This is a genomic window from Azospira oryzae (genome assembly GCF_004217225.1).
Taxonomy (GTDB): domain Bacteria; phylum Pseudomonadota; class Gammaproteobacteria; order Burkholderiales; family Rhodocyclaceae; genus Azospira; species Azospira oryzae.
Map to the genome: position 1 here is coordinate 246,739 of NZ_SHKM01000001.1, position 25,021 is coordinate 271,759.

Annotated in this window: 26 protein-coding genes; 9 read left to right on the forward strand and 17 right to left on the reverse strand. The window is 63.1% G+C overall.

Annotated elements, in window-relative coordinates; all coding sequences use genetic code 11:
* Window positions 1-119: 119 nt before the first annotated feature.
* On the reverse strand, window positions 120-1,625 hold the full coding sequence (locus EV678_RS01160; RefSeq protein ID WP_205231306.1) for a pyridoxal-phosphate dependent enzyme: 1,506 nt from the start codon (window positions 1,623-1,625) through the stop codon (window positions 120-122).
* Between the two features lie 262 nt (window positions 1,626-1,887).
* Between EV678_RS01160 and EV678_RS16205 the strand changes: the two genes are divergently transcribed.
* From EV678_RS16205 to EV678_RS01175, 3 genes are all read left to right on the forward strand, one after another.
* Window positions 1,888-2,661, forward strand: coding sequence for a rhodanese-like domain-containing protein (locus EV678_RS16205; protein WP_235832385.1), 774 nt, complete (start codon window positions 1,888-1,890; stop codon window positions 2,659-2,661).
* Between the two features lie 150 nt (window positions 2,662-2,811).
* On the forward strand, window positions 2,812-3,105 hold the full coding sequence (locus EV678_RS01170) for a DUF2325 domain-containing protein (RefSeq protein ID WP_130458206.1): 294 nt from the start codon (window positions 2,812-2,814) through the stop codon (window positions 3,103-3,105).
* A 518-nt stretch (window positions 3,106-3,623) separates the two neighbouring features.
* Window positions 3,624-4,226: a hypothetical protein gene (locus EV678_RS01175; RefSeq protein WP_130458207.1), complete on the forward strand. Its 603-nt coding sequence runs from the start codon at window positions 3,624-3,626 to the stop codon at window positions 4,224-4,226.
* Window positions 4,227-4,933: 707 nt separating this feature from the next.
* On the opposite strand, the gene EV678_RS01180 is transcribed toward EV678_RS01175, so the two are convergent.
* On the reverse strand, window positions 4,934-6,613 hold the full coding sequence (locus EV678_RS01180) for a two-component system response regulator (RefSeq protein ID WP_165397428.1): 1,680 nt from the start codon (window positions 6,611-6,613) through the stop codon (window positions 4,934-4,936).
* A 180-nt stretch (window positions 6,614-6,793) separates the two neighbouring features.
* Between EV678_RS01180 and chrA the strand changes: the two genes are divergently transcribed.
* Complete coding sequence (chrA, locus tag EV678_RS01185; protein WP_235832386.1) at window positions 6,794-8,164, forward strand: chromate efflux transporter; 1,371 nt, start codon at window positions 6,794-6,796, stop codon at window positions 8,162-8,164.
* Between the two features lie 64 nt (window positions 8,165-8,228).
* Here chrA and EV678_RS01190 read toward each other — a convergent pair whose 3' ends face one another.
* On the reverse strand, window positions 8,229-9,911 hold the full coding sequence (locus EV678_RS01190) for an ABC-F family ATP-binding cassette domain-containing protein (RefSeq protein WP_130458209.1): 1,683 nt from the start codon (window positions 9,909-9,911) through the stop codon (window positions 8,229-8,231).
* 247 nt (window positions 9,912-10,158) lie between these two features.
* Between EV678_RS01190 and EV678_RS01195 the strand changes: the two genes are divergently transcribed.
* Both EV678_RS01195 and EV678_RS01200 read left to right on the forward strand, forming a co-directional pair.
* Entirely contained in the window at window positions 10,159-10,722 is a 564-nt protein-coding gene (locus EV678_RS01195; protein ID WP_130458210.1) for a hypothetical protein, read from the forward strand.
* A 20-nt stretch (window positions 10,723-10,742) separates the two neighbouring features.
* Complete coding sequence (locus tag EV678_RS01200; RefSeq protein WP_130458211.1) at window positions 10,743-11,336, forward strand: hypothetical protein; 594 nt, start codon at window positions 10,743-10,745, stop codon at window positions 11,334-11,336.
* Between the two features lie 79 nt (window positions 11,337-11,415).
* Here EV678_RS01200 and EV678_RS01205 read toward each other — a convergent pair whose 3' ends face one another.
* On the reverse strand, window positions 11,416-13,119 hold the full coding sequence (locus tag EV678_RS01205) for an ABC transporter ATP-binding protein/permease (protein WP_130458212.1): 1,704 nt from the start codon (window positions 13,117-13,119) through the stop codon (window positions 11,416-11,418).
* 59 nt (window positions 13,120-13,178) lie between these two features.
* Complete coding sequence (locus EV678_RS01210; protein WP_130458213.1) at window positions 13,179-13,553, reverse strand: hypothetical protein; 375 nt, start codon at window positions 13,551-13,553, stop codon at window positions 13,179-13,181.
* Between the two features lie 271 nt (window positions 13,554-13,824).
* Here EV678_RS01210 and EV678_RS16010 point away from each other — a divergent pair, with 271 nt between their 5' ends.
* Entirely contained in the window at window positions 13,825-13,995 is a 171-nt protein-coding gene (locus EV678_RS16010) for a hypothetical protein (protein WP_014237118.1), read from the forward strand.
* Here EV678_RS16010 and EV678_RS01215 read toward each other — a convergent pair.
* The 3 genes from EV678_RS01215 to EV678_RS01225 all read right to left on the reverse strand — a co-directional run bounded on the left by EV678_RS01215 (window position 13,992) and on the right by EV678_RS01225 (window position 15,096).
* The gene (locus EV678_RS01215) at window positions 13,992-14,189 is read right to left on the reverse strand and encodes a hypothetical protein (RefSeq protein WP_130458214.1); all 198 of its coding nucleotides are present in this window, start codon (window positions 14,187-14,189) and stop codon (window positions 13,992-13,994) included. The two genes, EV678_RS16010 and EV678_RS01215, sit on opposite strands and share 4 nt — an antisense overlap.
* Before the next feature lie 137 nt (window positions 14,190-14,326).
* Window positions 14,327-14,707 (reverse strand): YajD family HNH nuclease, encoded by a 381-nt coding sequence (locus tag EV678_RS01220; protein ID WP_130458215.1) that lies wholly within the window; start codon window positions 14,705-14,707, stop codon window positions 14,327-14,329.
* A 17-nt stretch (window positions 14,708-14,724) separates the two neighbouring features.
* On the reverse strand, window positions 14,725-15,096 hold the full coding sequence (locus tag EV678_RS01225; RefSeq protein ID WP_130458216.1) for an HdeA/HdeB family chaperone: 372 nt from the start codon (window positions 15,094-15,096) through the stop codon (window positions 14,725-14,727).
* 220 nt (window positions 15,097-15,316) lie between these two features.
* Between EV678_RS01225 and EV678_RS01230 the strand changes: the two genes are divergently transcribed.
* Window positions 15,317-15,802 carry a hypothetical protein gene (locus EV678_RS01230; protein WP_130458217.1) on the forward strand — a complete coding sequence of 162 codons (486 nt, stop codon included), beginning with the start codon at window positions 15,317-15,319 and terminating at the stop codon, window positions 15,800-15,802.
* An 18-nt stretch (window positions 15,803-15,820) separates the two neighbouring features.
* Here EV678_RS01230 and EV678_RS01235 read toward each other — a convergent pair whose 3' ends face one another.
* The 8 genes from EV678_RS01235 to EV678_RS01270 all read right to left on the reverse strand — a co-directional run bounded on the left by EV678_RS01235 (window position 15,821) and on the right by EV678_RS01270 (window position 23,591).
* Complete coding sequence (locus tag EV678_RS01235; protein WP_165397429.1) at window positions 15,821-16,624, reverse strand: methyltransferase domain-containing protein; 804 nt, start codon at window positions 16,622-16,624, stop codon at window positions 15,821-15,823.
* A gap of 378 nt (window positions 16,625-17,002) precedes the next feature.
* Window positions 17,003-17,671 carry a hypothetical protein gene (locus EV678_RS01240; RefSeq protein ID WP_130458219.1) on the reverse strand — a complete coding sequence of 223 codons (669 nt, stop codon included), beginning with the start codon at window positions 17,669-17,671 and terminating at the stop codon, window positions 17,003-17,005.
* A gap of 77 nt (window positions 17,672-17,748) precedes the next feature.
* Entirely contained in the window at window positions 17,749-18,579 is an 831-nt protein-coding gene (locus EV678_RS01245) for a putative phage abortive infection protein (RefSeq protein ID WP_130458220.1), read from the reverse strand.
* 533 nt (window positions 18,580-19,112) lie between these two features.
* Complete coding sequence (locus EV678_RS01250) at window positions 19,113-19,826, reverse strand: ABC transporter ATP-binding protein (RefSeq protein WP_014237124.1); 714 nt, start codon at window positions 19,824-19,826, stop codon at window positions 19,113-19,115.
* A complete protein-coding gene (locus EV678_RS01255; RefSeq protein WP_014237125.1) occupies window positions 19,826-20,608 on the reverse strand; it encodes an ABC transporter ATP-binding protein in 783 nt (260 codons plus the stop codon). The genes EV678_RS01250 and EV678_RS01255 overlap by 1 nt, the downstream gene beginning before the upstream one ends.
* A complete protein-coding gene (locus EV678_RS01260; RefSeq protein WP_130458221.1) occupies window positions 20,605-21,468 on the reverse strand; it encodes a branched-chain amino acid ABC transporter permease in 864 nt (287 codons plus the stop codon). The genes EV678_RS01255 and EV678_RS01260 overlap by 4 nt, the downstream gene beginning before the upstream one ends.
* On the reverse strand, window positions 21,468-22,349 hold the full coding sequence (locus EV678_RS01265) for a branched-chain amino acid ABC transporter permease (protein ID WP_014237127.1): 882 nt from the start codon (window positions 22,347-22,349) through the stop codon (window positions 21,468-21,470). Before EV678_RS01265 ends, EV678_RS01260 begins: the two co-directional genes overlap by 1 nt.
* A gap of 87 nt (window positions 22,350-22,436) precedes the next feature.
* The gene (locus EV678_RS01270) at window positions 22,437-23,591 is read right to left on the reverse strand and encodes an ABC transporter substrate-binding protein (protein WP_014237128.1); all 1,155 of its coding nucleotides are present in this window, start codon (window positions 23,589-23,591) and stop codon (window positions 22,437-22,439) included.
* Between the two features lie 504 nt (window positions 23,592-24,095).
* On the opposite strand from EV678_RS01270, the gene EV678_RS01275 reads away from it, so the two are divergent.
* Window positions 24,096-24,503, forward strand: coding sequence for an FKBP-type peptidyl-prolyl cis-trans isomerase (locus tag EV678_RS01275; protein ID WP_130458222.1), 408 nt, complete (start codon window positions 24,096-24,098; stop codon window positions 24,501-24,503).
* Window positions 24,504-24,594: 91 nt separating this feature from the next.
* On the opposite strand, the gene arfB is transcribed toward EV678_RS01275, so the two are convergent.
* Window positions 24,595-24,993, reverse strand: coding sequence for an alternative ribosome rescue aminoacyl-tRNA hydrolase ArfB (gene arfB / locus EV678_RS01280; RefSeq protein WP_235832387.1), 399 nt, complete (start codon window positions 24,991-24,993; stop codon window positions 24,595-24,597).
* Between the last annotated feature and the right edge of the window lie 28 nt (window positions 24,994-25,021).

Sequence of the window (25,021 nt, forward strand, 5' to 3'; positions counted from 1 at the left end):
AGGGGAAAACCATCGGCGCCAGAAATGCCGGGGGCGCTTTTCCTGCACCCCGGCAAGCTAACGGTCCTTTGGGTTTTACTCTGTGTTCTCTGTGCTCTCTGTGGCAAAAGATTCAGGTCTTAGCTCTTCAGCTTGCGCCGCAGGTGGTTGAGCAGGTCGATGCGGGTCACCAGGCCGAGGAAGCGGTCGCCGTCCACCACGATGGGCACCAGGCCCTGGTCGAAGAGGGGCAGCAGGTCGCTGATGGGGGCCGTGGGGGGCAGGGTGGTGAGGCGGCTGGTCATGAATTTCTTCACCGGCTGGCGGAAGTTGGCCTCGTCCTTGGTGATGGCCAGCAGCAGGTCCGATTCGTCGATGAGGCCGACGATCCGGCCTTCGTCGTTGGTCACCGGCAGCTGGGAGACGTCGTAGAGCTTGAAGCGGCCGTAGGCGGTGAGGACCGTATCCGTTGGCGCCACGGTGACCACGGCGCCCTCGTCGGCGCGGCGGCCGATGATGTCCCGCAGGTCGCCCCGCACGTCCTTGGGCAGGAAGCCCTGATCCGCCATCCAGAAGTCGTTGTACATCTTGGAGAGATAGCGGTTGCCGTGGTCGCAGACGAAGGTGACCACGTGTTCCGGCTTGGTGCGGGTGCGGCAGTAGCGCAGGGCCGCGGCCAGCAGAGTGCCGGTGGAGGAACCGCCCATGATGCCTTCCTTGCGTAGCAGTTCCCGGGCGGCGGCGAAGCTCTCGGCGTCGGGCACGGTGTAGGCCTCGCGCACCCCGGTGAGGTCGCAGATGGGGGGAATGAAATCCTCGCCGATGCCTTCCACTAGCCAGGAGCCGGCCTCCTTGATGTAGCCGTGGGCCACGTAGTCGGCCAGCACGGAGCCGGCCGGATCGGCCAGCACCATCTTCACCCGGGGCGATTTCTGGCGGAAGAAGCGGGTCAGGCCGGTGAGGGTGCCGCCGCTGCCGACGCCGCAGACCACGGCGTCGATGCGGCCCTTCAGCTGGGACCACAGTTCCGGCCCGGTGCCGGTCTCGTGGGCCTTGGGATTGTTGGGGTTGCCGAACTGGTTCACATACCAGGCGCCGGGAATCTCGCTGGCCAGGCGCTGGGCCATGTCCTGGTAGTACTCGGGATGGCCGACGCCCACGTCGGAGCGGGTCATCACCACCCGGGCCCCCAGGGCCTTCAGGGCAAATATCTTTTCCTGGCTCATCTTGTCCGGCACCACCAGCACCACCTTGTAGCCGCGCTGGGCACCCACCAGGGTGAGGGCCAGGCCGGTGTTGCCGGCGGTGGCCTCCACCAGGGTGGAGCCGGGCTTGATCAGGCCTTCCTTCTCGGCGGCGTCGATCATGGAACGGGCCACCCGGTCCTTGATGGAGCCGCCCGGATTCTGGCTTTCCAGCTTGAGGAAGAGACGGCAGGGGCCGGTGTCGAAGTGGGTCACTTCCACCAGGGGGGTGGCCCCGATCAGGTCCAGGCTGGAGCGGGGCAGGGTGGCGGAAGGAGCGAGGGTGGCGGCGGTATCGGTCATGGAATCTCGGTTCGGCTGGAAGACGAAGGGGGCCGGCGGGGACAGGTGGAGATGGGGGCCGGCCCGGGAAGGGGCGCCGTGGCCGGTTGCGGCAGTCATGGCGCTCCTGGGATGTCGCCCACTGTAATTCCAAGCCGATTTTTACAAAAAGAATAAAAGCGAATTATTTGATATCTGTTGGTTATAGCTATTTTGCCCCTGGCGGCATCATCGGCCCCTTTTCCGGCTCTCCCGGGGATGGCGCCAGGGCCAGCATTGACTGGGTTTTCGACCTTTCGGGAATAAGGGAATAAAAAAATGGAACTTCAGTGCATGAAGAGCCCTGGCTAGAGTGCAGCCATTCCCACGCCATGAGGTTGTCATGCCCCTGTATCTGGTCCAAGGCCATCCCGCCGCTGCGCGTTGCGCCGACCTGGGCGAGCGGCTGGCCCGCATCCACCGGGGCCGGCCCGGCGCCCTGCTCGATCTCCGGGCCGACATGGCCGTCCCCAGGCTGGAGGCGCTGATCGAGGCCCAGGACGGCATCGACGCCCGGGCCGTGCTGGCCCTGGGAAGTCTGGCCAGCTACGGCGTGCATGAACTGCCGTCCGGCCCGGGAAGCGGGCCCGGTGCCCAGGTCTTGCCGGGGCCGCCCGTCGGGGCGGCGAACACGGTATCGATGCAGGGAGGGAAAAATGGAGAGGAAAGCACCATGGAAGATGAACTGATCCTGGCCCGGGCCCATGCCCGGGGAGTGGCGGAACGGCTGGCCTACGCCGGCGCCCTGACGCCGGAAGAGGCCTGGCTGCTGCTCAAGCTGCGTTCCGATGCCTGCCTACTGGACGTGCGCAGCGAGGCCGAGCGGGAACTGGTGGGCGCCATTCCCGGGGCCCGGGAGGTGGAATTCATGCGCTATCCGGACTGGGAGGAGAACCCGGACTTCGTCGCTCAGGTGCGCCGGGAGGTGGCGACGCAGGCGCTGGTGCTGCTCATCTGCCGCTCCGGCCAGCGTTCCCACCGGGCGGCGGAACTGCTGCGGCAGGCGGGCTACCGGCAGGTGTACAACGTGCTGGAAGGCTTCGAAGGGGCGAAGGACGCCCAGGGGCGGCGCACCCTCAACGGCTGGCGGCAGCGGGGCCTGCCCTGGCAGCAATGAGTTTTGTTATTCCATAACGAAATAAAAACATCAACAATAAGTATTGGATGGTCTATTTGCGAAAAGGCAATCTGCTTTTGCCGCAACGGCATTCTTAATGCCCAGGGGCCTTCCTTCTCGAGGGCCGGCGGATCAGGATAGGAGATCGCAATGTCACTGCTCATCGTCGGCGCCGACAACGTGCGCACCATCGAAAACGAAGTGGCCCGCCTGGCGCCGGCCCTGCTCGATGCCCCCACCGAGCACTGGAGCGGCCGCAAGGCCGGCGATTCGCGCCGGGTCATTCCCTCCCGCACCCGGCTGGTGGTGGTGGTCTGCGCCCGGGTGAACCACGAACTGCTGCGCCACGTGCGCCGCCAGGCGGAGAAGAGCGACGTGCCCCTGATCTACTGCCGCCATTCGGCCCTGGAGGTACGGGAAAAATTGGCAGCCTTCGTCGGGTAGGGCAGCAACGCGGACTGAATCACTCCTCTTCAGAAGATGTTCTTCTGTCGATTGAAATGCCGCTTATTGAACGCTATCGGAGCCAAGCCGCCGACCTAGGCATGGCGGCGCTTTGGGTTGTTGAAGCGTTTGATGTAATCAGAGATGCCCCGACGGGCTTCTTCCCAGTCGCGATAGATTTTTCGATGAATCCGCTTTGGTTGTAGCGGTATTGAGCGCCAAGTATGTTCCCATGCGTGACTGTGTCGACCCACCGACGCATTGTCGCGAAAGAGGTTTGCATCGGCGAGCCGTACTGCTTAATCCAGGCGTAAAGGCTGTGCGAAGAATTACGATGAATTGGAAAGCAGGGTGTGCGAGGCACCATGATGAAAATGCAGAACCGCCCCGGCCGGGAAAAACTACTTCAGTAACCAGAAAACACAATATGCTGCCCGGTATTAAATAAAACAAACATATTGAATTGTAATATCAATGGGTGTAAGTTGTTATTTGTTTTAGGGGTGTGGAGGGTTGTAGTGCTTGAAAAAAAATATGATTCTGATGCTTGTTGTTTGTTTGATAAGCATTTTATTGTTAGGAGATTTTTTATCTCAGTTGGGGTTTTTTTATTTTGCATTGCTATTTTAGGGCATCTGTTCTCTAGTTTTTTGTTTATTTTTAGGGGTGGGAGTGCAGATGTCTTTGCGTTCCCGGTGATTGTTTTTTTTATCTCCTATCTATTTTTTTTCTTGTCATTTTTGCTCCTTGATTTGAATGTTTCTGTAGATGGCAGTGAATTCTTTTCCGAATTTGACCGGATTGTTTTTTGGCGCTTCGGGTTTGTTAGTCCATTTAAAGGATGGCTTACGAAACCGTTGGTTGGAGTTCGGGATAAAATTTCTTCAATTATATTGCGCCATTATTGTGGAGACGAGATTGTTGCTGTTTTTTTTGTTACGCTATATTTTGTTTTAAGCTTCTTCTTTGATTTTGATAAAATGGTTAAAAGATATTCGGCAGGGGGTGGAGTGTTTTTATGCTCTTTGTTGTTGATGATGGTTTATTGTGCAGCATCATCTGGTTTGGTTTTTTTGTTGCGACTTTATTGTAGGATTGTTGGTGTAAAGTCTAAACAGTAATTTCAAAACGGGATTGTAAAATAATGCAGCTCATTTTCTTAAAATTGAGATTGTTGTTGCGAACAATTCCGACTGTTTCTGCTGCATAGATCAAGTCGGCAAGTCATGCAAGCTTAGAACTGCGGCGCCACGTACGCCGCCAGGCGGAGACAAGCGAGGTGTCCCTGATCTACAGCCGCTATCGGCCCTAGAGGTATGGGAAAAGTTGAAATTATTTTGGCAGAGTCGGAAATTATTCGTGGTGATGGCGATTACATTACTGGCTCATTTGGGTGTCTGTGTCGATTCAATCTTAGGCTTCGTGGCTGAGAATGGAGTGATGCCGGGTTTTCTAAGGCGCTGATGACATGTTGTTTTTGAAGTTTGCCTTGCTTTTTATTGGTTTACATTTTCTATGTGTATTTGTTTTTTGTATTTATTCAAAAATCACTAACAAAAATCAGAAAGTAGTCGATATTTTGAACCTAGTCGACAATGATTGCCGGGCAGGGCGCGCGCGTGGGGTTCAACGTTTTTTATGGAGAGGCGTAGTTCTTTCGAAGTGGGCCTCCTTCGTCTCGTTGGTCTTGTATCTATTTGTTTTGATTTTGTTTTCATTACGAGCGTGAGTTGTTGAAGAAGCTTGGGGCTAAAGTTTATTTGTGCAGCAGCGCAAAAATAAAATTTTTCGATGACGGCAGTGTGCATCCTCATCTAGTCCGAGGCTTTCAGCCTCCCGGCGCCAGGCCCTCGTCGTAGATGCGGTAGCCGTTGCGACCGGCCTGCTTGGCGGCGTACATGGCTAGGTCCGCATGTTTCATCAGGGTCTGGCTGTCGCTGCCATGGGCGGGGAAGAGGGCGATGCCGACGCTAGCGGTGATGACGTCCACCCGGATGCGGGCCTGGCCCAGCTCATAGGGTGCCGCCAGGCTGGCGATGATGGTTTCGGCCGCCCGGATGACCCCTGCCGGCGCTCCCACCTCGGCCAGCACCACGATGAACTCGTCGCCCCCCTGGCGCGCCACGGTGTCGCCCTGGCGCACGCAGCGGGTGAGGCGCCGGGCGGCGGCGCTGAGCAGCTCGTCGCCCACTTCGTGGCCATGCACGTCATTTACCTGCTTGAAATGGTCTAGGTCGAGGAACAGCACGCCCACCTGCTGCTGGTGGCGCCGGGCCCGCAGCAGGGCCTGTTCCAGCCGGTCCTGCAGCAGGCGCCGGTTGGGCAGGCCGGTGAGGGCGTCGAAATAGGCCAGCTGGCGGATCTTCTCTTGGTCCCGGCGGCGTTCGCTGATGTCCTTCACCTGGACGTCGAAGCACTGGGCCACGCCCTGGGTGCTGCGCAGCACGGCGGCCGTCAGCTCCACCCACACCGGGCTGCCGTCGCTGCGCAGGTAGCGCTTCTCCGCCTGCCACACCGGCATTTCGCCCTGGCGCAGGCGGCGCCACATGGCCAGGTCGGCGGCCAGGTCCTCGTCCGGGGTCAGGTCCTCGAAACTGAGGCGCTCCAGGGCTTCCCGGGAGTAGCCGAGAATCTGGCAGAGGGCCTGGTTCACCTTGCCCAGGCGGCCGTCCAGATTGACGATGGCCATGCCCACCGGGGCGAATTCCATGAAATCCCGAAAGCGCTTTTCGCTTTCGAGGAGGGCGATTTCCCTTCCCTTGCGTTCGGTGATGTCGGCGCACAGGCCCACCACCTGGACCAGCCGCCGGTTGCCGTCGCACACCGGCGACAGGGTCAGGGCGGCGGGGAAGACCTGGCCGTCCCGGCGCTGCAGCCACAGTTCGCCGCGCCAGTGGCCGCCATCGGCCAGTTCCTGCATGAATTCCGGCGTCGGCCGTCCCGGCTGGGGCAGCAGCAGGCAGTGGTGGTCCTGGCCGACGATGTCGGCCTCGCTGTAGCCGGTGATGGCGCAGAAGGCGCCATTGACCGTTTCGAAGCGTCCCTCCCGGTCGAGGATGAAAATGCCTTCGCTGGTGTTCTCGAAAATCTGGGAAAACTGGGCGCCGCGGCGCACCAGGGCGTGATGGGCGAAGGCCTGGGCGGTGACCGCCCGCAGTTCCTCCCCGTCCCAGGGCTTGTTGAGGAACTTGTAGATGTTGCCCTGGTTGATGGCGGCGATGACGGCGCCGATGTCCGCATAGCCGGAAAGGACCATGCGCACGGCGTCGGGGCGCAGGGCCCGGGCCTGGGCCAGGAATTCGACGCCGCTCATGCCGGGCATGCGGTAGTCGGAGAGGATGACCTGGACGTCGCGGTCGGCCAGTACCGCCAGGGCCTCCTCGCCGCTGGTGGCGGTCAGCACCTCATAGGGGGCGCTGCGGAATTCCCGCTTGAGGGCGTTGAGCAGGGCCGGTTCGTCGTCCACCAGCAGCAGGGTGCGGAATCCGGGGGGAGGGGCGAGGGTCATACCGACAGGGCTCCGAAGGGATGCCAATGGATTGTACGTCGCCAGCCTCCCGGCGGCCCATGCTGGCGTGGCTTCATCCATGGGCTGCGGGTCCTGGGCCGGCACACGGCAGCAGATTAAATAGTATCGTCACGGCAGCGCCGTAACCTTGACCCACGTTCCTTGCCCATGACCGAACCCATGTCCGCCCCACCCGCAACAAGTCAGCCTGCCGAGGGCGCCGCTCCTCCTGCCGTCTCCCTGGGCCAGGCCTTCCGCTACTGGTTCAAACTGGGCTGCATTAGCTTCGGCGGGCCGGCGGGGCAGATCGCCATCATGCATAGCGATCTGGTGGAGAAGAAGCGCTGGATTTCCGAGCGGCGCTTTCTCCACGCCCTCAACTACTGCATGGTGCTGCCCGGCCCCGAGGCCCAGCAGCTGGCCACCTACATCGGCTGGATGATGCATCGCACCCTGGGCGGCCTCATGGCCGGCGGCCTGTTCGTGCTGCCTTCCCTGTTGCTGCTGATCGGCCTGGCCTGGGTGTACCTGGCCTTCGGCCAGGTGCCGGCGGTGGCCGGGGTGCTCTACGGCATCAAGCCGGCGGTGACGGCCATCGTCGCCCTGGCCGCCTGGCGCATCGGTTCCCGGGTGCTGCGTAACAGGGCTCTGGTGGCCATCGCCGCCGCCGCCTTCCTCGCCATCTTCGCCCTGGGGCTGCCGTTCCCCGCCATCGTTCTGGGGGCCGGTCTGCTCGGGGCTCTGGGCGGGCGTTGGCGGCCGGCCTGGTTTCAGGCCGGGGGCGGCCACGGAGTGGCGAAGCAGCATTTCGGCCCGGCCCTCATCGACGACGAGACGCCGCCGCCGGCCCATGCCCGTTTCACCTGGGGCCGCTTTGCCCGGGTGCTGCTGCTGGGCCTGGGCCTGTGGGCCGGGGCCATGGCTGGGCTGGTGGGGCTGTTCGGCTGGGATGGTGCCCTGAGCCAGATGGGCTGGTTCTTCACCAAGGCGGCCCTGCTCACCTTCGGCGGCGCCTATGCGGTGCTGCCCTATGTCTTCCAGGGGGCGGTGGAGCATTACCAGTGGCTGTCGCCGGCCCAGATGATCGACGCCCTGGCCCTGGGGGAAACCACGCCGGGGCCCCTGATCATGGTGGTGACCTTCGTCGGCTTCGTCGGCGGCTGGAACCAGGCCCTGTTCGGTGCCGACCATCTCTTCCTGGCCGGGGCGGCGGCGGCCCTGGCGGTGACCTTCTTCACCTTCCTGCCGTCTTTCGTCTTCATCCAGCTGGGCGGGCCCTTGGTGGAATCCACCCACGGCCAGTTGAAATTCACCGCCCCCCTCACCGGCATCACGGCGGCGGTGGTGGGGGTGATCCTCAACCTGGCGCTGTTCTTTTCCTGGCATGTGCTGTGGCCGGCGGGCTGGGGTGGGGCCTTCGAGTGGCCGGCCCTGGTGCTGGGCCTGGGGGCGGGGCTGGCTCTGTTCCGCTACCAGCTGGGGGTGATCCCGGTGATCCTGGGCTGCGGCGCCGCGGGCCTGCTGCTGGCCTGGATACCGCCGCTGCTGTAGCGGGGTGCTGAAACGAAAACGCCACCTTTGCGGTGGCGTTTTTTGTCTGGGACCGGGGTGCTCTTCAGGCGTCGACCTGGCGGCGGGAGGCGCTGGCCGCTTCCCGGGCGCGGCGGGCTTCGTCCAGCAGGTAGCGCTGGTAGTCGTCCAGGTCGCCGTCGTAGGGACCCACGGCGCCGTCGGCCACCAGCCAGAATTCGTCGCACACCGAGCGCAGCAGGGCCCGGTCGTGGCTGACCAGCATCACCGTGCCTTCGAATTCGTTCAGCGCCACGCTCAGGGCCTCCCGGGTGGAGAGGTCCAGGTGGTTGGTGGGTTCGTCCAGCAGCAAGAGGTTGGGGCGCTGCCAGACGATCATGCACAGCACCAGCCGGGCCTTTTCACCGCCGCTCATGGTGCCCACCGGTTGCTTGACCATGTCGCCGCTGAAATTGAAGGTGCCGAGGAAGTTGCGCAGGTCCTGTTCCTTGCCCGCCACGTAGCCGCTGCGGCCGGCGGCGATGACTTCCTTGGCCAGGCGGATCATGTGTTCCAGGGGCGTGTCCTCAGGCCGCAGCACGTCCAGCTCCTGCTGGGCGAAGTAGCCGATGTTGAGGCCCTTGCCCTCGGTCAGGTCGCCGGCGATGGGCGCCAGGTCCCGGGCGATGGTCTTGACCAGGGTGGACTTGCCCTGGCCGTTGGCCCCCAGGATGCCGATGCGCTGGCCCGCATGCACCGAGCGGTTGATGCCGCGCACGATGACCGTGGGCGGTGTGCCGGGCGCCGCATCCTCCGCCGGCGGGTAGCCGATGTCGGCGCCGAGCAGGGAGAGCATGGGGTTGGGCAGGTTGAGCGGCTCTTTGAATTCGAAGGTGAATTCGGCGTCGGCCAGCACCGGGGCGATCTTCTCCATGCGCTCCAGGGCCTTGACCCGGCTCTGGGCCTGCTTGGCCTTGCTGGCCTTGGCCTTGAAGCGGTCGATAAACTTCTGCAGGTGGGCGATCTTTTCCTGCTGCTTGGCCAGGGTGGCCTGTTGCAGCAGCATCTGCTCGGCCCGCATGTCCTCGAAGGTGCTGTAGTTGCCGCCGTAGCGCACCAGCTTGGCGTTGTCGATGTGCAGGGTGACGTTGGTGATGGCGTCGAGGAATTCCCGGTCGTGGCTGATCATCACCAGGGTGCCGGTGTAGCGCTTGAGCCAGGCTTCGAGCCAGACCAGGGCGTCCAGATCCAGGTGGTTGGTGGGCTCGTCCAGCAGCAGCAGGTCGGAAGGACACATCAGGGCCCGGGCCAGCTGCAGGCGCATGCGCCAGCCGCCGGAGAAGCTGTTCACCGGCTGGGTCAGTTCATCGACGTGGAAGCCGAGGCCCAGGATCAGGGCCTGGGCCCGGGCCGGGGCATCGTGGGCGCCGGCGTCGTAGAGGGCGGTGTAGGCATGGGCCATGCGCATGCCGTCGTCGCTGGCCTCGGCGGCGGCCACCTCCTGCTGGGCGGCCAGCAGCACGGTGTCGCCCTCGATGACGAAGTCGGTGGCGCTCTGCTCGGTCTCCGGCATGTCCTGGGCCACCTGGGCCATGCGCCACTGGCTGGGGATGGAAACGTCGCCGCCGTCTTCGTGCAGGTTGCCGTTGAGCAGGGCGAAGAGGGAGGACTTGCCGGCGCCGTTGCGCCCCACCAGGCCGACTTTTTCGCCGGGGTTGATGGTGACGGAAGCGCGGTCCAGCACCACCTTGGTACCGCGGCGCAGGACGATGTTCTTGAGGGTAATCATGGGGAAAGCCAGCCAGAGGGTCGGCCATGATAGCCACTTGGGCCGCCCGCACCAAGGAAAATCGGGGCGGCGGGGTGGAAGGCCATGGCTATTTTGTCGCCGGGAAAACTTGATATTTGAATGGCATCAAGTCAGGATTCGGGATGAGGCGCGCCAGGCTTCGCTGCGAGAGGATTGCCCCATCCCGCGATCGAGCGAAGTTTTTCCGCCTCATTCCAACAAAACGCAGTCTTTCAGGGAGTATCCAATGCGTCGTCCAGTTTTTGCCGTTCTGCTTGTTCTGTCCGCCATCATGCTCAGTGGCTGTTCCATGATGGCTCCCCAGTATTCCGCTTCCATCGAAAATGTGCAGATGCTCAAGGATGGCGGCGAACTGGGGGCCAAAGTGGGTAAGTTCCAATCCAAGCCTTCTGCGGAAAACGCCAATCCCATTTCCCTGCGCGGTTCTTCCCTGAACTCGCCCTATGAAAATTCCTACGCCGCCTACCTGGCCGAGGCGATCAAGCAGGAACTGTCGCTGGCCGGAAAACTGAAGGCCGGAACGGATGTGGAGATTTCCGGCGATCTGCTGAAAAACGATATCGACGCGACGGGCTTCAGCGTTGCTACGGGAGACGTGGGGGCGAGGTTCGTGGTGAAGAAGGGCGACCAGGTCCGTTACGACAAGGTGAAAACCATCCATCACCAGTGGGATTCCTCTTTCGTCGGTGCCATCGCCATTCCCCGTGCCCAGCAAGCCTACCCCGGTCTGGTGCAGCGCCTGTTGGCGGCTCTTTATGCCGATGCCGAATTCATTCAGGCCCTTAAGTGATCCGGGAAAGGCGACTCAAAATGCGTTTGCTCAAATGCCTGATGGCGCTTGCCGCAGTGGCAGTATTGGCCGGCTGTGCCCATCCCTTGACCATCGGTCCGGATTTGTCCAAGGTCGAGCGTGATGCAACGGAGCGTCCCATCCCGCGCAATGTGGGTTACTACATCCCGGCCGACGTTCTCGAGCGTGCGGTGACCACGGAAGGTGGTGGTGGCGATTCCGTCACCTACAAGCCATACAAGGACATGGAAATAGCCTTCTACAAGATGCTGGGCAATGTCTTCAAGAACGTTACCCGGCTTAAATCCGCGAACGACGCCGAGGTGCTGGCCAAGGGCGACATCGCCTATGTGATCACGCCGGAGATCAGCACCAATTCCTCCTCTCCCAGTCCCTTTACCTGGCCGCCGACCCGCTTTGCCGTCAATCTCTCCTGCCGTATTACCGATGCCTCCGGCAAGTTTGTCGGGCGGGCCGGGGTCACCGGCAACGGTCAGGCGGAATATGACGAGTTCAAGGCCGACTTTTCCCTTTCCGGACGTCGGGCGGCACTGGATGCCGTGCTGAAAATGCAGGCCGAATTGCTGAAGATGTCGGCTCTGCGGGCGGAATAGCACTTCTGCCTGTCAGGTTCTGCCAAAGCCCCCGGAAGACCTGTCGGCACCGGGGGCTTTTTATTGCCTGCAGTTCGCCTCACTGCATGAAGCGATAACTCTCGGCCCGGTGGCGTTGCCACTGGCCGTTGCCGGTGAGTTCCAGCACCTGGCGGTGGTATTTGAGGATGGTGGTGCGGTGGCCGACGCTGATCAGGGTGGTGTCGGTGGTGGCCAGGGTGCGGTAGAGGCTTTCCTCGTTGGCGATGTCCAGGGCGCTGGTGGCCTCGTCCAGCATGGCGTAGCGGGGCTTGCTCAGGAGCACCCGGGCGAAGGCCAGGCGCTGCTGTTCGCCGACGGAGAGGACCTTGCCCCAGTCCCGCTCCACATGCAGGCCGCCGACCCGGCCGGCCAGGTCGGGCAGGTTCACCCGCTCCAGCAGGTGCAGCAGTTCGGCGTCGCTGATGTGCTGTTCCCGCTTGGGGTAGAGCAGCTGGCTGCGCAGGGTGCCGAGCAGCATGTAGGGCTGCTGGGGCAGGAACAGGATGTCCTCGCTGGGCGGGCAGGTGATGCTGCCGCTGCCGACCGACCACAGGCCGGCGATGGCTCGTAGCAGGGAGCTCTTGCCGCTGCCGCTTTCGCCGACGATGAGCAGCCCTTCCCCCGGGGTGATCTGGAGGGACAGGTCCCGCACCAGCACCCGTCCGTCGTCCGGGGTCTGCAGGGTGACCCGCTCCAGGGACAGGCGCGGCTCCTCCAGCAGTTCGATGTGGCCGGCGCTGCGGTGCTGCTCCGGCAGCTGGCCGGACATGATGCGGGCGAAGGCGTCCAGCCGGTCCACCCCGGCGGCGAAGCGGCTCAGGCCCTCGAAGTTTTCCACGATCACGGAAATGGCCCCGAGCACGGCGGCAAAGGCGCCGGCGGCCTGGATGGCGCGGCCCACCTCCAGTTCCCCCGACAGCACCCGGGAGGAAATGATGGCGGCGGGCAGCACCATGGTGAGCAGGGTGTAGGCGTACTGGAAGAGGTTGAGGCTGAGTTGCTTGCGGATCAGCTTGTTGAAGTTGTTAAAGGCCTTGGCGAAGCGCTGCTTCACCTGGTGGGCTTCCTGGGCCTCGCCCCGGTAGAAGGCGATGGACTCGGCGTTCTCCCGTACCCGCACCAGGCTGAAGCGGAAATCCGCCTCCTTGCGCAGCTGGTGGAAATTGAGGCCGATGAGGGGCTTGCCGAAGACGAAGATGGTGATGAGGGTGCCGGCCAGCGCATAGACCACCAGGAAATACACCAGGTCCCGGGAGATGGACCACAGCACGTGGCTGAAGGCCGCCAGCTGCAGCACGGCGCCGATGAAGATGAGGAGGAAGAAGAGGGAGCGCTGGGTGAAGGTGTTGATGTCTTCGGCGATGCGCTGGTCCGGGTTGTCGATGGCCGTCTCGGCGTTGAGCTCGTAGAAGTGCCGGTGGCTGAAATAGTTGTCGAGGAAGCGGTGGGTCAGCCAGCGCCGCCAGTGCAGGCCCAGCTTGTCGCGCACGTAGTAGTAGAAGCCGTAGATGGGCACGGCCACCGCCAGCAGGACCAGGCAGAGCTGGATGGCGTCCCAGAAACGGGGCTCGTCCCGGGCCGCCAGGGCCGAGGTGAATTCCCCGGTCTGCTCGTTGAAGAGCACGGCGAAGCGGGTCTGACCCAGGAGCAGCACCACCAGCAGCACCAGCAGTCCCCAGGCCTTCCATTTCTCCTCGCTGCGCCAGTAGGGCGCGGCAATGCCGGTGAATCGTTGCCACAGGTGTCGGTCGACGGATTTCATGGTTGTTCTTGTCGTTGCGGGCGAAGCGCCCGGGGGCTGGCCCCGGGCAGGGGGGCGGCTCAGGGCGCCGGTTCGCTGTCGAGCAGGCGCTCACATTCGGCCATGAGGGTCTGGGCCATGTCGGAATGATAGTTCGGATCGAGGGACTCGAGCATTTCGTGGGCCGTGTACAGGCCCGCCTCCCGGGACAGGGAGGCGGCGATGTCCCGGGCCAGGCGGTCGCTGAGGCCGGCCAGATGGCGGCGCTCGGCCAGGGCCATGGTCTGCTTGGAGCGGGCCAGCCAGTCGGCGGCCAGGGTGGCGCCCTGGGCGTCGGTGAGCCACTGGCCGTGTTCGTAATAGAGGGACAGGCGTTCGGCCGCCAGGGCGAAGATGAGGGCGGCCCGCAGGCCGCGTTCCGAGGTGAAGGTCTGCGGGGTGTTCTCCCAGGCCATGGGCGGGGCTCCGTGTTGAGTGCAGGGCGGAACATAGCACTCCCGGGCCCGGCGGCCCAGCGCCCTGTGGAGAAGGCCGTCCCTGTTGGCTTCCGGGGCAGCTGCCAGGCCCGGCGGACGGCCCTTGCAGCGGCCTCGTCCCGGGCGCGGGGATGCAAGAATATCCGACTACTGTACATTTATACAGTAGTCGGATATTCTTGCATCCAAGGACGGCATTTCGAACCGTACCGAACCTTGCAATCCATCCGACATCGAGGAGCCAGTCGCCATGAACCGCCTTCAGAAATGGTTTGAACACATCGCCGGCGTCACCCAGGAAGAACGGGAGCGCCGGGCTTTCGCCCAGGCCCTGTTCGGCAGCAAGCCGGTGGATACGCTGGCCCTGCAGACGCCCGCCTGCTGGCGGCGCAAGGCCCGCCACAGCGGCATCCGCCGCTAGGCCCGGGGGGCGCTCTTGGCCAGGAAGTACTGGCACTCCAGGCCCGAAGCGTCCTGCACCTCCAGGATCGGCGGGCGCCGGCTCTTGAAGTCCAGGGCCCGGCAGCCGTAGGGAAAGCTCACGTCGTGGGTGATGTAGTAGTGGGCGCAGCGGGTGCACAGGGGCGCCTGGGGGCGTGCCGGTCGGGAATCCATGAAACGGGTGTCTGGCTGGTGAAGGAGGAGGGCCGGTCCCAGAGGCCGGCGGGATCAGGAAAGTCCTGGGGAAAAGCGGGGCGGCCGGGCCGGTGCGGACCTGGGCCCCGGCTGTCACTGTTGATGCCGCAGCGGGCCTAGTCCGAACCTTCGCCCTTGCCCAGCAGGGCCTTCAGGTTGGCGAAGGGCGAATGGCTGGCGCCGCCGCCAAAGCCGTTGGTGGCCCGGTTGCCCTGGTCGAACTCGATCTGCTTCTGGTGTTCGTTGTCGTGGCAGTAGAGGCACAGCAACTCCCAGTTGCTGCCGTCCACGGGATTATGGTCGTGGTTGTGGTCCCGGTGGTGCACCGTCAGTTCCCGCAGGTTGCTGTGGGTGAATTCCCGGCCACAGCGGCCGCAGATCCACGGATAAATCTTCAGGGCCCGTTCCCGGTAACCCTTTTCCCGTTCGTCCCGGGCCTGGCGGGCTGCCAGCACCACCTGGTCCAGGCGCTGGTGGTCGATGCTCTTCTTGCTCATGGCGCAGGCTCCGTTGCTTATTTGGTGAGGGCGGCGTTGCGGCCGGAGAACTGGTCGGAGAGGCGCAGGATGGCGTCGCCGAAATTCCCGGTAGGCTTTTCGCTGCAATAGCGATTGACGTAGTTCTCGATGGTGCCGCTGGAAATGGCGGAAACCTGCTGGCTCTGCCGGGCGTAGTTGTGGCCGCTGAGGACGCCGCGCATCCAGGCCAGATAGAGGGCCCGCTGCTCCGCCTCGTCCCGGGAGCGGACCCAGGCCTGGCAGCTCATGTCGTCGAAACCGAGCACCTTCAGCGGTGCCGCCGTAGCCGGCGCCACCGGGGCGGCCAGGCAGGCGGCGAGGGACAGCAGGACGAGGGCCAGACGGGCGGGGTGTTTCCGGGGCGGCATGCCAGACTCCAGGTGAAGGTCGCAGCCGCCATTCTAGGGCTTTCCCCCCGGCGGCCACCATGCCCCGACCATAACCGCTGATGCGGCCCCTGGGCAAATCCCTGACGTGGCTGCCGCGACCAGTATTGGCTTGTGCTCTGCCGGGAGGCTAATGGCGTCGGTCGCTTGCGTGTTGCACGTCGGTACAGGCGCCCCGGCGCCCCCCCGTATAATTCAACGAATGCTAAATATATGGAAACTGTGCGCCTTGGCCCTGCTGGCGGCAGGCGGGGCGCCGGCTCTGGCGACCGAGCACCTGTGCGGGGCGGAAGAGAAGGTTCTTTTCGCCTGCAACGAGGGGCCGCGCCTGGTCTCGGTGTGCGCCTCCGCCGACCTCTCGAAGACGGCGGGCTATGTGCAGCTGCGCTACGGTGTGCTCGGCAGTGGCGAGATCATCGCCGGGCTCGAGGCCAGCTACCCGCGCCGCCATGTGAGCAAGGGCAATGTGCTGTACCAGGGCCGCATCGGCATCTATTTCCGCTTCCAGATGGAGCGGACCGGCTTTGTCGTTTTCAACGTGCGCGACGTTGCCAGCGGCCTGGTCATTTCCCGGGGGGCGAAAATCCTGAAGAAGCGGCTATGCCAGCAGACCACGGTGGTGGACTGGGCCGAGGCGCCGGTGCCGGTGGCCGACGCTTACGCCGTCACCGGCATCGGGTCACGCTAGGGCTGAAATGCCCGGCGGCTAGAGGCGCTCGGCGATGAGGCTGGTGTAGCCGATGTGGCCGAAGAACTGATGGGCCTCCGCCCGGCGCCGGGCTTCGGCCTTGAGGGCCTCCGCCAGGGGGCGGCCGATGCGGCCTTCATCCGCCAGGGCGTCGGCGCCCCGGTCCACCACCGTGTAGAGATAGCTGGGGGCGCTGCTCTCGGTGTAGCCGTGGCTGTGGAAAGCATCCACCCGGAAGCCGGCCTGCCGCGCCAGCAGGGGCGTGCGGCGGGCGATCCAGCTGTCGTCGATGAAATGCTCGCGGAAAGCGTGGGCGCAGATTTCCAGGGGGTCCAGGTCGCCGGTGCCGAAGGTGGTGGAGGCGTAATCGCCGTCGAACACCGCCAGGCGGCCGCCGGGACGCAATACCCGGTGGGCTTCCTGCAGCGCGTCCAGGGGCTGGGAGAGGTGGCACAGGGTGGTGTGGAAGATGACCACGTCGAAGTGGCCGTCGGCAAAGGGCAGGCCGTGGGCGCCGCCTTCGCGGAAGGAAAGGTGGGGCAGGTGGGCGCCCAGTTCCCGGGCCTTGGCGAGGAAGATGGGGGAAGGGTCCAGGCCCACCACTTCCACCACCCCGGGCCAGGCGGCCAGACGGCGGGCGACGGCGCCGGTGCCGCAGCCCACTTCCAGGACCCGGGCATCGGCAGGGAAGGGAATCTCCGCCAGATAGGTTTCCAGCATGCGTCTCTGCTGGGGCTCGGCGGCACGGATTTCCAGCACCTCGGCGATGCGGGCGGTAACCTCGGCGGCGGCTTCGGTGATGGTGTTGTAGATGTCGGGCATGGTCGGCTCACGGTGATCGTTGTGCCGGCCACTGTAGGGCCCGCCCGGCCCCGGGCGGAAATAGCCGTTTTGTCTTTTCTTATGCGCCGGGCAGCGCATGCCCACGAATGCAGCCATTCCGGTGCATCGGGAGGCTGCTACCCAGTAAAATTCCACCTTGCCACTCAGTGACTCGAGGACAGCCCGCGGAGTCTTAGCCGGGTCATTGGTTGCCGTGGTGTACCCAATGAAAAATGGCCGGTTCTGCTTGCAGACCGGCCATTGCTTTACGGCGGCTTCCGATTCGAAGTGGCGGTTGCCAGTTAGGGAAAGTAGACGTTTAACCGTGAAAGTGAACGACTTGTAGGGCTTTTCCTGTAGGTCTGCTCTTCTGTCAGGTTAGCTTGAACGCTTCGACTTGAGCACAATAGCGTGCTCATAGATTTCCGCCATTTTCTCCATCCATTGGGCAGTTCCCATCATTCTCACGGCTACGAGGTATAGGAATGCAAATGCAGCAAATACCCAGTCGATGTCGCTAAACGGTTGCAAGCCATCCTTCTGGGTTTTGAGAAATGCAAAGTAGCCAGTAGTTGCAAGTGGGATCAAGCCCACTTTTTCCAGAGCACCCACCAGTATGCCAATGCGCTCTCGGAGTTGCTTTGCCATCAAAACAAAGTTGGCTTTCGCAAAGCTCAAATGGTGAATTTCGCACGTTTGGGATAGGTCGTGAATGAGATCAAGGTCGTTGTTGAACTCAGCTAAGAAGGGCGTTGCCACTTCTTTTTCGACGTTACGAAATTTCGCTAGTTCGGGAATGAGAGATGCAATCTGATACCCCATTGCAAAGAGTGAGGAGGCGAGTACGAAGAGCAAGGCCGTGAAAACGAGGTATTCGTTCTTCCAGAGGTGTGTGCTCAGCGCCAGCAGAAAGCCGATGCAAAGACTACCGATCGAGAAGCCAAGGAGCCATTTCTGTGCTGTAGTTTCGTATGGTTGAAACTTGGCCTCCTTTGTCTTCTTGCGCAGAACCATTTCTACAGCGTTCTTGGGTGTGATGAGTTCCATGGTGCGAAAGTTAGCGTTTGAATTCAACGGCCAGAGCGGTTTTTGACGTAGGTTCAGTGGAATGATGGTTGGGCATTTCATACAGCGCCAAATGCAGTTGGCTTAAGCATTGCCTCATGCGATTTGTGCAGCAGACGGACTTTCGGCAAGTTGTTGAGCAATGAAAACTCCTCAACAAGTGCAGTGAAGTTGCCGCCGTTCTTGGATATGCAGTTGTAAAACAACAAGAGCAACTCTTGATCTGATAGTTGCGCTCGAATTAGCCGAAGGTAGGGGCCACAAACGTAGTCTGCCTCCTTGACGAAGCGCACGATGTTGTAGAGGTAGCGGTAATAGTGACCGAGTTCAGTTTGGTGATCCTTCCAGAAGAGGTCATATGACAACCGGACAATAGCTTCTTCACTGTACTTACCACTGGCCTTAGTCTCGTTTTCCCTATAAATTTTATTGAAGCGGGTGTAGAAGGCGTTAAAGCAATCGCGCCCCCTAGTCACGGTTCCATCTTTCTCAAGGTCAATCGAATTAACTATCCCGTTGTGGATGGTCAGCATCTGAAAGAATGTTGATTCAAAATTCTGCTTCTTAAGGCTATCACTTTGCTCTCGGAGTGCGTCCGCCGAACGCTTTAGCTCAACGCGAGATTCGCGTAGTTCAGTTTGCTGAATAACGATCGTCACCAGCAAGCCCATGAACGTTAAAAAGGTCAGGAGCGGGTTGAGTACGCCACCAAAGAAGTCCCCCCATTCACCAAAGTTGCTTTTACCAATAGCGAATAGATTGACTAGGAATACCAACAAGACAGCGACGACAGCGGCTTGAAATAGGCGATAGAGGGACCGGACAGAAGTTTTGTTGCGCGGCGAGATTAGCCTCGCAAAGCGCCTGAAGAGTTTTTGATTTGCGTTCATGTGAAACAAAGGTGAGATGCCTCAACGTGAGGTGACTGGCAAAACTGCCGTATAAACTGGTGAAATACCGTACAAGCAAGAAAGCCCGGCAGCCTCGGATGTTCCCCAATAGGGGCTTTCGCTAGATTGGCGGCAATATTTGCGGGGATCGATGGCGGTCATGCGTGGCATGCGTGACTGGTTCAATGTGACGCTGATTTTGCCAGTCGGTCAGCCAAATGTCATGTCTTCGGTTTTTTGCGCACGGCTGCATCGGGACTATTCCCACCACATCCGTTCCTGGCGGAAAGCCGGTGCAACCCGAGCTTCGATAACCCCGGAGGAACAACATGGCCGCCTGCTACGCCGGCAGGTGGCAGTTTTGCGTTGCCCCTGGGCGGCAGCTTTGATGGGAAGGCTCTGGGGCCCGTCACCGCACAGATAGGGCCGCTGAAATGCAGAAGGGACGCCATTTCTGGCCCGGTGTGCCGGGAGAATGGCGTCCCTTCTTGTTTGTGGGGCAGTGGCCTGTCGGCCACTCCCGCTCGGGTGTGTCAGCCGCCCAGGTAGGCTTCTTCCACCTTGGGGTTGGCCAGCAGGTTGGCGCCGGAATCGGCCAGCACGATCTTGCCGGTCTCGATGACGTAGCCGTGCTTGGCGATCTTCAGGGCCTGGCGCACGTTCTGCTCCACCAGCAGGATGGTGAGGCCGCGGCGGTTGATTTCCACCAGGATGCGGAAGATTTCCTGCACCACGATGGGGGCCAGGCCCATGGAGGGCTCGTCCAGCAGCAGGAGTTTGGGCTTGGCCATGAGGGCCCGGCCGATGGCCAGCATCTGCTGCTCGCCGCCGGAGAGGTTGCCGGCGAACTGCTGGGAGCGTTCCTTGAGGCGGGGGAAGAGCTGGTACACCTCTTCCATGGAGGCGGGGATGCCCTCCTTGTCCTGCCGGGTGTAGGCGCCCAGCTGCAGGTTTTCCTCCACCGTCAGGGTGGTGAGGATGGCCCGGCCTTCGGCCACCTGCACCAGGCCCCGCTCGACGATCTGGTGGGCGGGCAGGCGGGAGATGTCTTCGCCCTGGAATTCGATCTTGCCCCGGGTGGGCTTGATGAGGCCGGAGAGGGCCAGCAGGGTGGTGCTCTTGCCGGCGCCGTTGGCCCCCACCAGGGCGGTGATCTCGCCCTCGTTGAGGTGGAAGTCCAGGCCCTTGACGGCCTCGATGTGGCCGTAGGCCACGGCCAGGTCGTGTACGCGCAGAAGTACGCTCATTACTCGTCCTCCTTGCCCAGGTAGGCCTCGATCACGTCCGGGTTGTTGCGCACTTCGTCCGGCGTGCCTTCGGCGATGATGCGGCCGAAGTTGAGCACGGCGATGCGGTCGCACAGGCCCATGACGAAGCGCATGTCGTGCTCGATCATGAAGACGCCGTAGCCCCGGTTGCGGATGTTGTTGATCTCTTCCATGAGGATGGTCTTTTCCGACGGGTTCATGCCGGCCACCGGCTCGTCCAGCAGCAGCAGCTTGGGTTCCGTCGCCAGGGCCCGGGCGAATTCCAGCTTGCGCTGGTCGCCGTAGGAAAGGTTGTCGGCCAGCATGTCGGCCTTGTGATCCAGACCCACCCAGGAGAGCAGCTCCAGGGCCCGTTCCCGGGCCTTCTTCTCGGCAGCGCGGCAGGCCGGGCTGTTGAGGAAGATGCCGAAGCCGCCGTAGTTGAGGTGGTCGTGCATGCCCACCATGACGTTTTCCAGCAGGTCCATTTCCTTGAAGATGCGGATGTTCTGGAAGGTGCGGGCGATGCCCTGGTGGGTGATGCGGTGGGGCTCCAGGCCGATCAGGGTCTGGCCCTGGAAGTCGATCTGGCCGGCGCTGGGGGTGAGCAGGCCGGTGATGAGGTTGAACACCGTGGTCTTGCCGGCGCCGTTGGGGCCGATGAGGCCGTAGATGCTGCCGGCGGGCACTTCGAAGCTGACGTCCTGCAGCACGTGCAGGCCGCCGAAATGCTTGCCGACGTTACGGATGGAGAGCAGATTGGGTTGCTGGGGGGCGTTCATGCCTGACCTCCCTTGAGACGCTTGAAGAAGGCACGGATGCGGCGGGATTCCCACAGGCCCTTGGGCAGGAACAGCACCACCAGCACCAGCACGGCGCCGTTCACCAGGGAACGGAAGTCCTGCAGGGAGCGCAGCAGTTCCGGCAGCAGGGTCAGGATGGAGGAGCCGAGCATGGGGCCGATGAGGCTGGAGGTACCGCCCAGTACCGCCATGGTGAGGATGTCCACGGCGTTCTCGAAGCCGTATTCCCGGGGGCTGATGAAGAAGGTGAAGTGGGCGTTGAGGGCCCCGGCCACGCCGGCGATGAAGGCGCCGAGGGAGAAGGCCAGCAGCTTGTAGCGGTCCACGTTGATGCCCATCAGGCGGGCGGCCACCTCGTCTTCCTTGATGGCCTCGAAGGCGCGGCCCACCTTGGAGCGGCGCAGCCGGGCCAGGCCATAGACGGTGACGGCCAGGATCAGGGCGATGTGCCAGCCTTCGGTGGCCAGGGGAATGCCGTTGAGGCCTTCGGGGCCGCCGGTGATCTCCAGGTTGAGCACGGTGATGCGCACCACCTCGCCGAAGGCCAGGGTGGCCATGGCCAGGTAGACGCCGGAGAGCCGCAGCACCGGGGCGCCGATGATCAGGGCCACCAGGGTCGGGGCAATGCCGCCGGCCAGCAGCACGCTGCCGAAGGACCACTCCAGGTGCAGGGTGAGCAGGGCCGAGACGTAGGCGCCGACGCCCATGAAGGCGGCGTTGGCCAGGGACAGGAGGCCGCAGGAAAGGGTCAGCCAGATGGAGAGGGCCAACAGGGCGTGGACGCCCACCGAGAACACCAGGGTGCTGTAGGTGGACCAGAAGTCATTGAACCATTCCATCACGCTTTCCTTTCCAGCTTGCGCCCGAACAGCCCGGAAGGCCGCACCAGCAGGATCAGGAAGAGCAGGCCGAAGGCCACCGCGTCGCCCATCTGGCTCGACAGGTAGGCCTTGCTGATGACCTCGGCGAAGCCCAGGAAGAGGCCGCCGATGAGGGCGCCGCGGATGTCGCCCATGCCGCCGAGGATGATCACGGCGATGCCCTTGTGCAGCATGGGCTGGCCCATGAAGGGGGTGATGGCGTTGAAGTTGAGGCCGATCAGCACCCCGGCGATGCCGCCCAGGGCGGCGGCGACGAAGGAGGTGATGTGGAACAGGCCTTCCACGTTGATGCCCAGCAGATAGGCGGCCTTGGGGGATTCGGCGATGGCCCGCAGGGCGCGGCCCAGCTGGGTTCGCTTCAAGATGGTGAACAGCACGGCCATGAGCAGGAAGGCGATGGCGACGATGGCGATTTCCAGGGCCCGCACATGCACGTCGCCAACCATGAATTCGCCGGCCGGCATGACGTCCTCGGGGAAGCGCAGCACCTCGGCACCGAACAGGCCCTGGGCGGCGCTGGTGAGCATGATGCCGACACCGATGGTGGCGATCATGGGAATCAGGTGGGGGGCGTTGCGGGCGCGCAGGGGTTTCAGCACCAGCACGTCCACCAGGAGGCCGATGGTACCGCTGACCACCATGGCGCCGAGCATGGCCACCCACAAGGGGGCGTTGAGGTGGCTGACCATGGCCAGGGCGGCGTAGCTGCCGACCATGAACACCGCTCCGTGGGAGAGGTTGATCACCGCCAGCACGCCGAACACCAGGGTGAAACCCAGGGCGAACAGCGCGTAGACGCTGCCGAGCGTCAGGGCGTTGAGGAGTTGTTGTTCAAGCATGGGGAAATTCCAGTTGCAAATGCAATGCGGGGCAGACTTTCATCGGCCCCGCATTGGTGGGTAAGACAGGCTTACGCGGACAGTCGCTTACTTGCCGTCGAAGGCGGTGAACTTGCCACCCTTGACCACGTAGATGAAGGGCTTCTGATCCGCATCCCAGCCGCCCGGCTTGCCGGACTTGGTGACAGCGGGACGGAACTTGAAGGGGCCGGTGGCGCCGTTGATGGTGGCCTTGGGCAGGGCGTTCTTCAGGGCTTCCCGGTCGGCGGCGATGTCGCCGGAGAGCTTCACTTCCTGCAGGGCGGCGGCGGCCACGTGCAGGGCGTCGAAGGCCTGGGCGGCGAACTGGTTGGGCTCGGCGTTGTACTTCTTCACGTAGGCGGCGACGAAGGCCTTGTTGGCGGGCGCCGGGTTGGTGTTGGACCAGGGGCTGCCGACGAAGGTGCCTTCACCGGCCAGCTTGGAGATCTCGAACAGCTTGGGGGAATTGAAGCCGTTGCCGCCGATGAAGGGCACCTTGATGCCCAGGCCCCGGGCCTGCAGCATGATGTTGGCGGCTTCTTCGGCCAGACAGGAACAGATCACCGCATCCGGGTTGGAGGCCTTGATCTTGGTCAGCTGGGCCTTGAAGTCCACGTCGCCCTTGACGTAGGTCTCGGTGGTGGTGACGGGCAGCTTCTGGTCTTCCAGCACCTTCTTGAAGACGTCGTAGCCGCTCTTGGTGAAGGCGTCGTCGTTACCGTAGATGACGGCAACCTGCTTCAGCTTGTAGTGCTTGGTGGCGGTGGCCACGGTCACCGGCAGCACGTCCGATTCCATGACGGAGTTGCGGAAGACATAGGGGCCGATGTCGGTGATGCCGTTGGCAGTGACGGAGGTGCCGAAGACCACGGTCTTGGCGCCGTTGGCCACGGGGCCGGCGGCGAACATGGAGTTGGACAGGGTGGGGCCGAAGACCATCAGCACCTTGTCCTGGAAAATCAGCTTCTTGAAGACGTTGATGCCTTCTTCCTTCTTGCCCTGCTCGTCCTCGACGACCAGCTGGATCTTGTTGCCGTTCACACCGCCCTTGGCGTTGATTTCATCGGCAGCCAGCTGGAAGCCGTTGCGGATGGCGACGCCGTACTGGGCGGCACCGCCGGTGAGGGCGGCGGCCACGCCGATCTTGATGTCGGCGGCCTGGGCCAGGCCGGCGGCGGCGAGGGCGCCAACCAGAACGAGGGATTTGGGCAGGAAGCGCATAGTTTCTCCAGTGAATTCTGTTTTTGATTCGTACCAATGCGTCGGGCCGGGCCGGTGGGCCCTGGCGGAACGCCTGTCGATATCGGCGCCGGTGCGGCAATGCCCGCCTTTTGGGCGCGGCGCTTGCCTGGCCGGCACAGGTTTCTCGTAACCTGCGCCCAGGCCCGGGCTGGGAAGCTTGTGGTTCCAGCCTGTCCTGGTTTGACCGGGTTCCCCGTTGGGCGGGCGGCGGCGGGACGAATCCCGGGCAGCCCATGCGAAATGGGGAGGAAACCGTCAATTATACCGGCTCCGGGCCCTCCGGCGTCAGTACGTGGAAACCCGCAGGGGCGAACGGTGCCGGAATCCGCAAGTGCCCGGCTCATGGCCGAGTGCTCCGGACTGGCGCCGCATGGCGGCTGGCGGCCTATAATCGAGCGCTGCATACCGTTTCCGGCCCCGCCCGAGTGCTGCTCGGCCGGCCCGGCATGCATTCGGTCTTTCGCTCAAACTGATGGAGAAATCATGCAACTGTGGCAAAAACTCATGCTGACCGCCGTGGCGGCCCTGGCTGCCGCCGGCGTCCAGGCGGGCGCCCCGGAAAAGACCCCTTCCGGCCTGGTCTATGAATCCCTCAAGGACGGCAGCGGCGAAAAAGCCGCCCCCGAGCTGACGGTGCAGGTGCACTACCGGGGCACCCTGGCCAACGGCAGCGAGTTCGACAGCTCCTACAAGCGGGGCCAGCCCGCCACCTTCCCCCTCAACCGGGTCATTCCCTGCTGGACCGAAGGCGTCTCCAAGATGCGCGAAGGCGGCAAGGCCCGCCTCACCTGCCCGCCGGAAATCGCCTATGGCTCCCGCGGCGCCGGCGGCGCCGTGCCGCCCAACGCCACCCTGACCTTCGAGGTGGAACTGCTCAAGGTGATCCGCTAATCCTTGGCGGATGTGGGACCCGGGCGCCACACAGCGCGCCCCGGCCCGGGGCGTCCGCCCCGTGCGGACTTTCCCTGTTTCCCCCTTTTTCCTACTCGCTGACCCGGCCCCGCTGCAGCTTCACCAGGCCCCGCTTGACCTTGCTGTCCACCCGCTTGCGCTGGGAGCTGCGACTGGGTTTGGTGGGACGGCGCTGGACGGGGACGAAGGCCGCGGCGGCGATCATTTCCCGCAGCCGCACCAGGGCGTCTTCCCGGTTGCGCTCCAGACTGCGGTGCTTCTGGGCCTTGATGACGATGATGCCGTCGCTGCTGAGGCGCTGGTCGCGCCGGGCCAGCAGCCTGGCCTTGATCTCTTCCGGCAGGGACGAGGCGCCCACGTCGAAGCGCAGGTGCACCGCGTTGGAGACCTTGTTCACATTCTGGCCGCCGGCGCCCTGGGCACGGATGGCGACGATTTCCACTTCGCTTTCGTTGAGGGTGATGCTCACGGCTGAATCCTTGGGGCGGGGGCAGGTC

Coding starts and splice junctions, on each gene's coding strand:
- EV678_RS01160 (WP_205231306.1), bottom strand. CDS start 1,625: ATGACTGCCGCAACCGGCCACGGCGCCCCTTCCCGGGCCGGCCCCCAT.
- EV678_RS16205 (WP_235832385.1), top strand. CDS start 1,888: ATGCCCCTGTATCTGGTCCAAGGCCATCCCGCCGCTGCGCGTTGCGCC.
- EV678_RS01170 (WP_130458206.1), top strand. CDS start 2,812: ATGTCACTGCTCATCGTCGGCGCCGACAACGTGCGCACCATCGAAAAC.
- EV678_RS01180 (WP_165397428.1), bottom strand. CDS start 6,613: ATGACCCTCGCCCCTCCCCCCGGATTCCGCACCCTGCTGCTGGTGGAC.
- chrA (WP_235832386.1), top strand. CDS start 6,794: ATGTCCGCCCCACCCGCAACAAGTCAGCCTGCCGAGGGCGCCGCTCCT.
- EV678_RS01190 (WP_130458209.1), bottom strand. CDS start 9,911: ATGATTACCCTCAAGAACATCGTCCTGCGCCGCGGTACCAAGGTGGTG.
- EV678_RS01195 (WP_130458210.1), top strand. CDS start 10,159: ATGCGTCGTCCAGTTTTTGCCGTTCTGCTTGTTCTGTCCGCCATCATG.
- EV678_RS01200 (WP_130458211.1), top strand. CDS start 10,743: ATGCGTTTGCTCAAATGCCTGATGGCGCTTGCCGCAGTGGCAGTATTG.
- EV678_RS01205 (WP_130458212.1), bottom strand. CDS start 13,119: ATGAAATCCGTCGACCGACACCTGTGGCAACGATTCACCGGCATTGCC.
- EV678_RS01210 (WP_130458213.1), bottom strand. CDS start 13,553: ATGGCCTGGGAGAACACCCCGCAGACCTTCACCTCGGAACGCGGCCTG.
- EV678_RS16010 (WP_014237118.1), top strand. CDS start 13,825: ATGAACCGCCTTCAGAAATGGTTTGAACACATCGCCGGCGTCACCCAG.
- EV678_RS01215 (WP_130458214.1), bottom strand. CDS start 14,189: ATGGATTCCCGACCGGCACGCCCCCAGGCGCCCCTGTGCACCCGCTGC.
- EV678_RS01220 (WP_130458215.1), bottom strand. CDS start 14,707: ATGAGCAAGAAGAGCATCGACCACCAGCGCCTGGACCAGGTGGTGCTG.
- EV678_RS01225 (WP_130458216.1), bottom strand. CDS start 15,096: ATGCCGCCCCGGAAACACCCCGCCCGTCTGGCCCTCGTCCTGCTGTCC.
- EV678_RS01230 (WP_130458217.1), top strand. CDS start 15,317: ATGCTAAATATATGGAAACTGTGCGCCTTGGCCCTGCTGGCGGCAGGC.
- EV678_RS01235 (WP_165397429.1), bottom strand. CDS start 16,624: ATGCCCGACATCTACAACACCATCACCGAAGCCGCCGCCGAGGTTACC.
- EV678_RS01240 (WP_130458219.1), bottom strand. CDS start 17,671: ATGGAACTCATCACACCCAAGAACGCTGTAGAAATGGTTCTGCGCAAG.
- EV678_RS01245 (WP_130458220.1), bottom strand. CDS start 18,579: ATGAACGCAAATCAAAAACTCTTCAGGCGCTTTGCGAGGCTAATCTCG.
- EV678_RS01250 (WP_014237124.1), bottom strand. CDS start 19,826: ATGAGCGTACTTCTGCGCGTACACGACCTGGCCGTGGCCTACGGCCAC.
- EV678_RS01255 (WP_014237125.1), bottom strand. CDS start 20,608: ATGAACGCCCCCCAGCAACCCAATCTGCTCTCCATCCGTAACGTCGGC.
- EV678_RS01260 (WP_130458221.1), bottom strand. CDS start 21,468: ATGGAATGGTTCAATGACTTCTGGTCCACCTACAGCACCCTGGTGTTC.
- EV678_RS01265 (WP_014237127.1), bottom strand. CDS start 22,349: ATGCTTGAACAACAACTCCTCAACGCCCTGACGCTCGGCAGCGTCTAC.
- EV678_RS01270 (WP_014237128.1), bottom strand. CDS start 23,591: ATGCGCTTCCTGCCCAAATCCCTCGTTCTGGTTGGCGCCCTCGCCGCC.
- EV678_RS01275 (WP_130458222.1), top strand. CDS start 24,096: ATGCAACTGTGGCAAAAACTCATGCTGACCGCCGTGGCGGCCCTGGCT.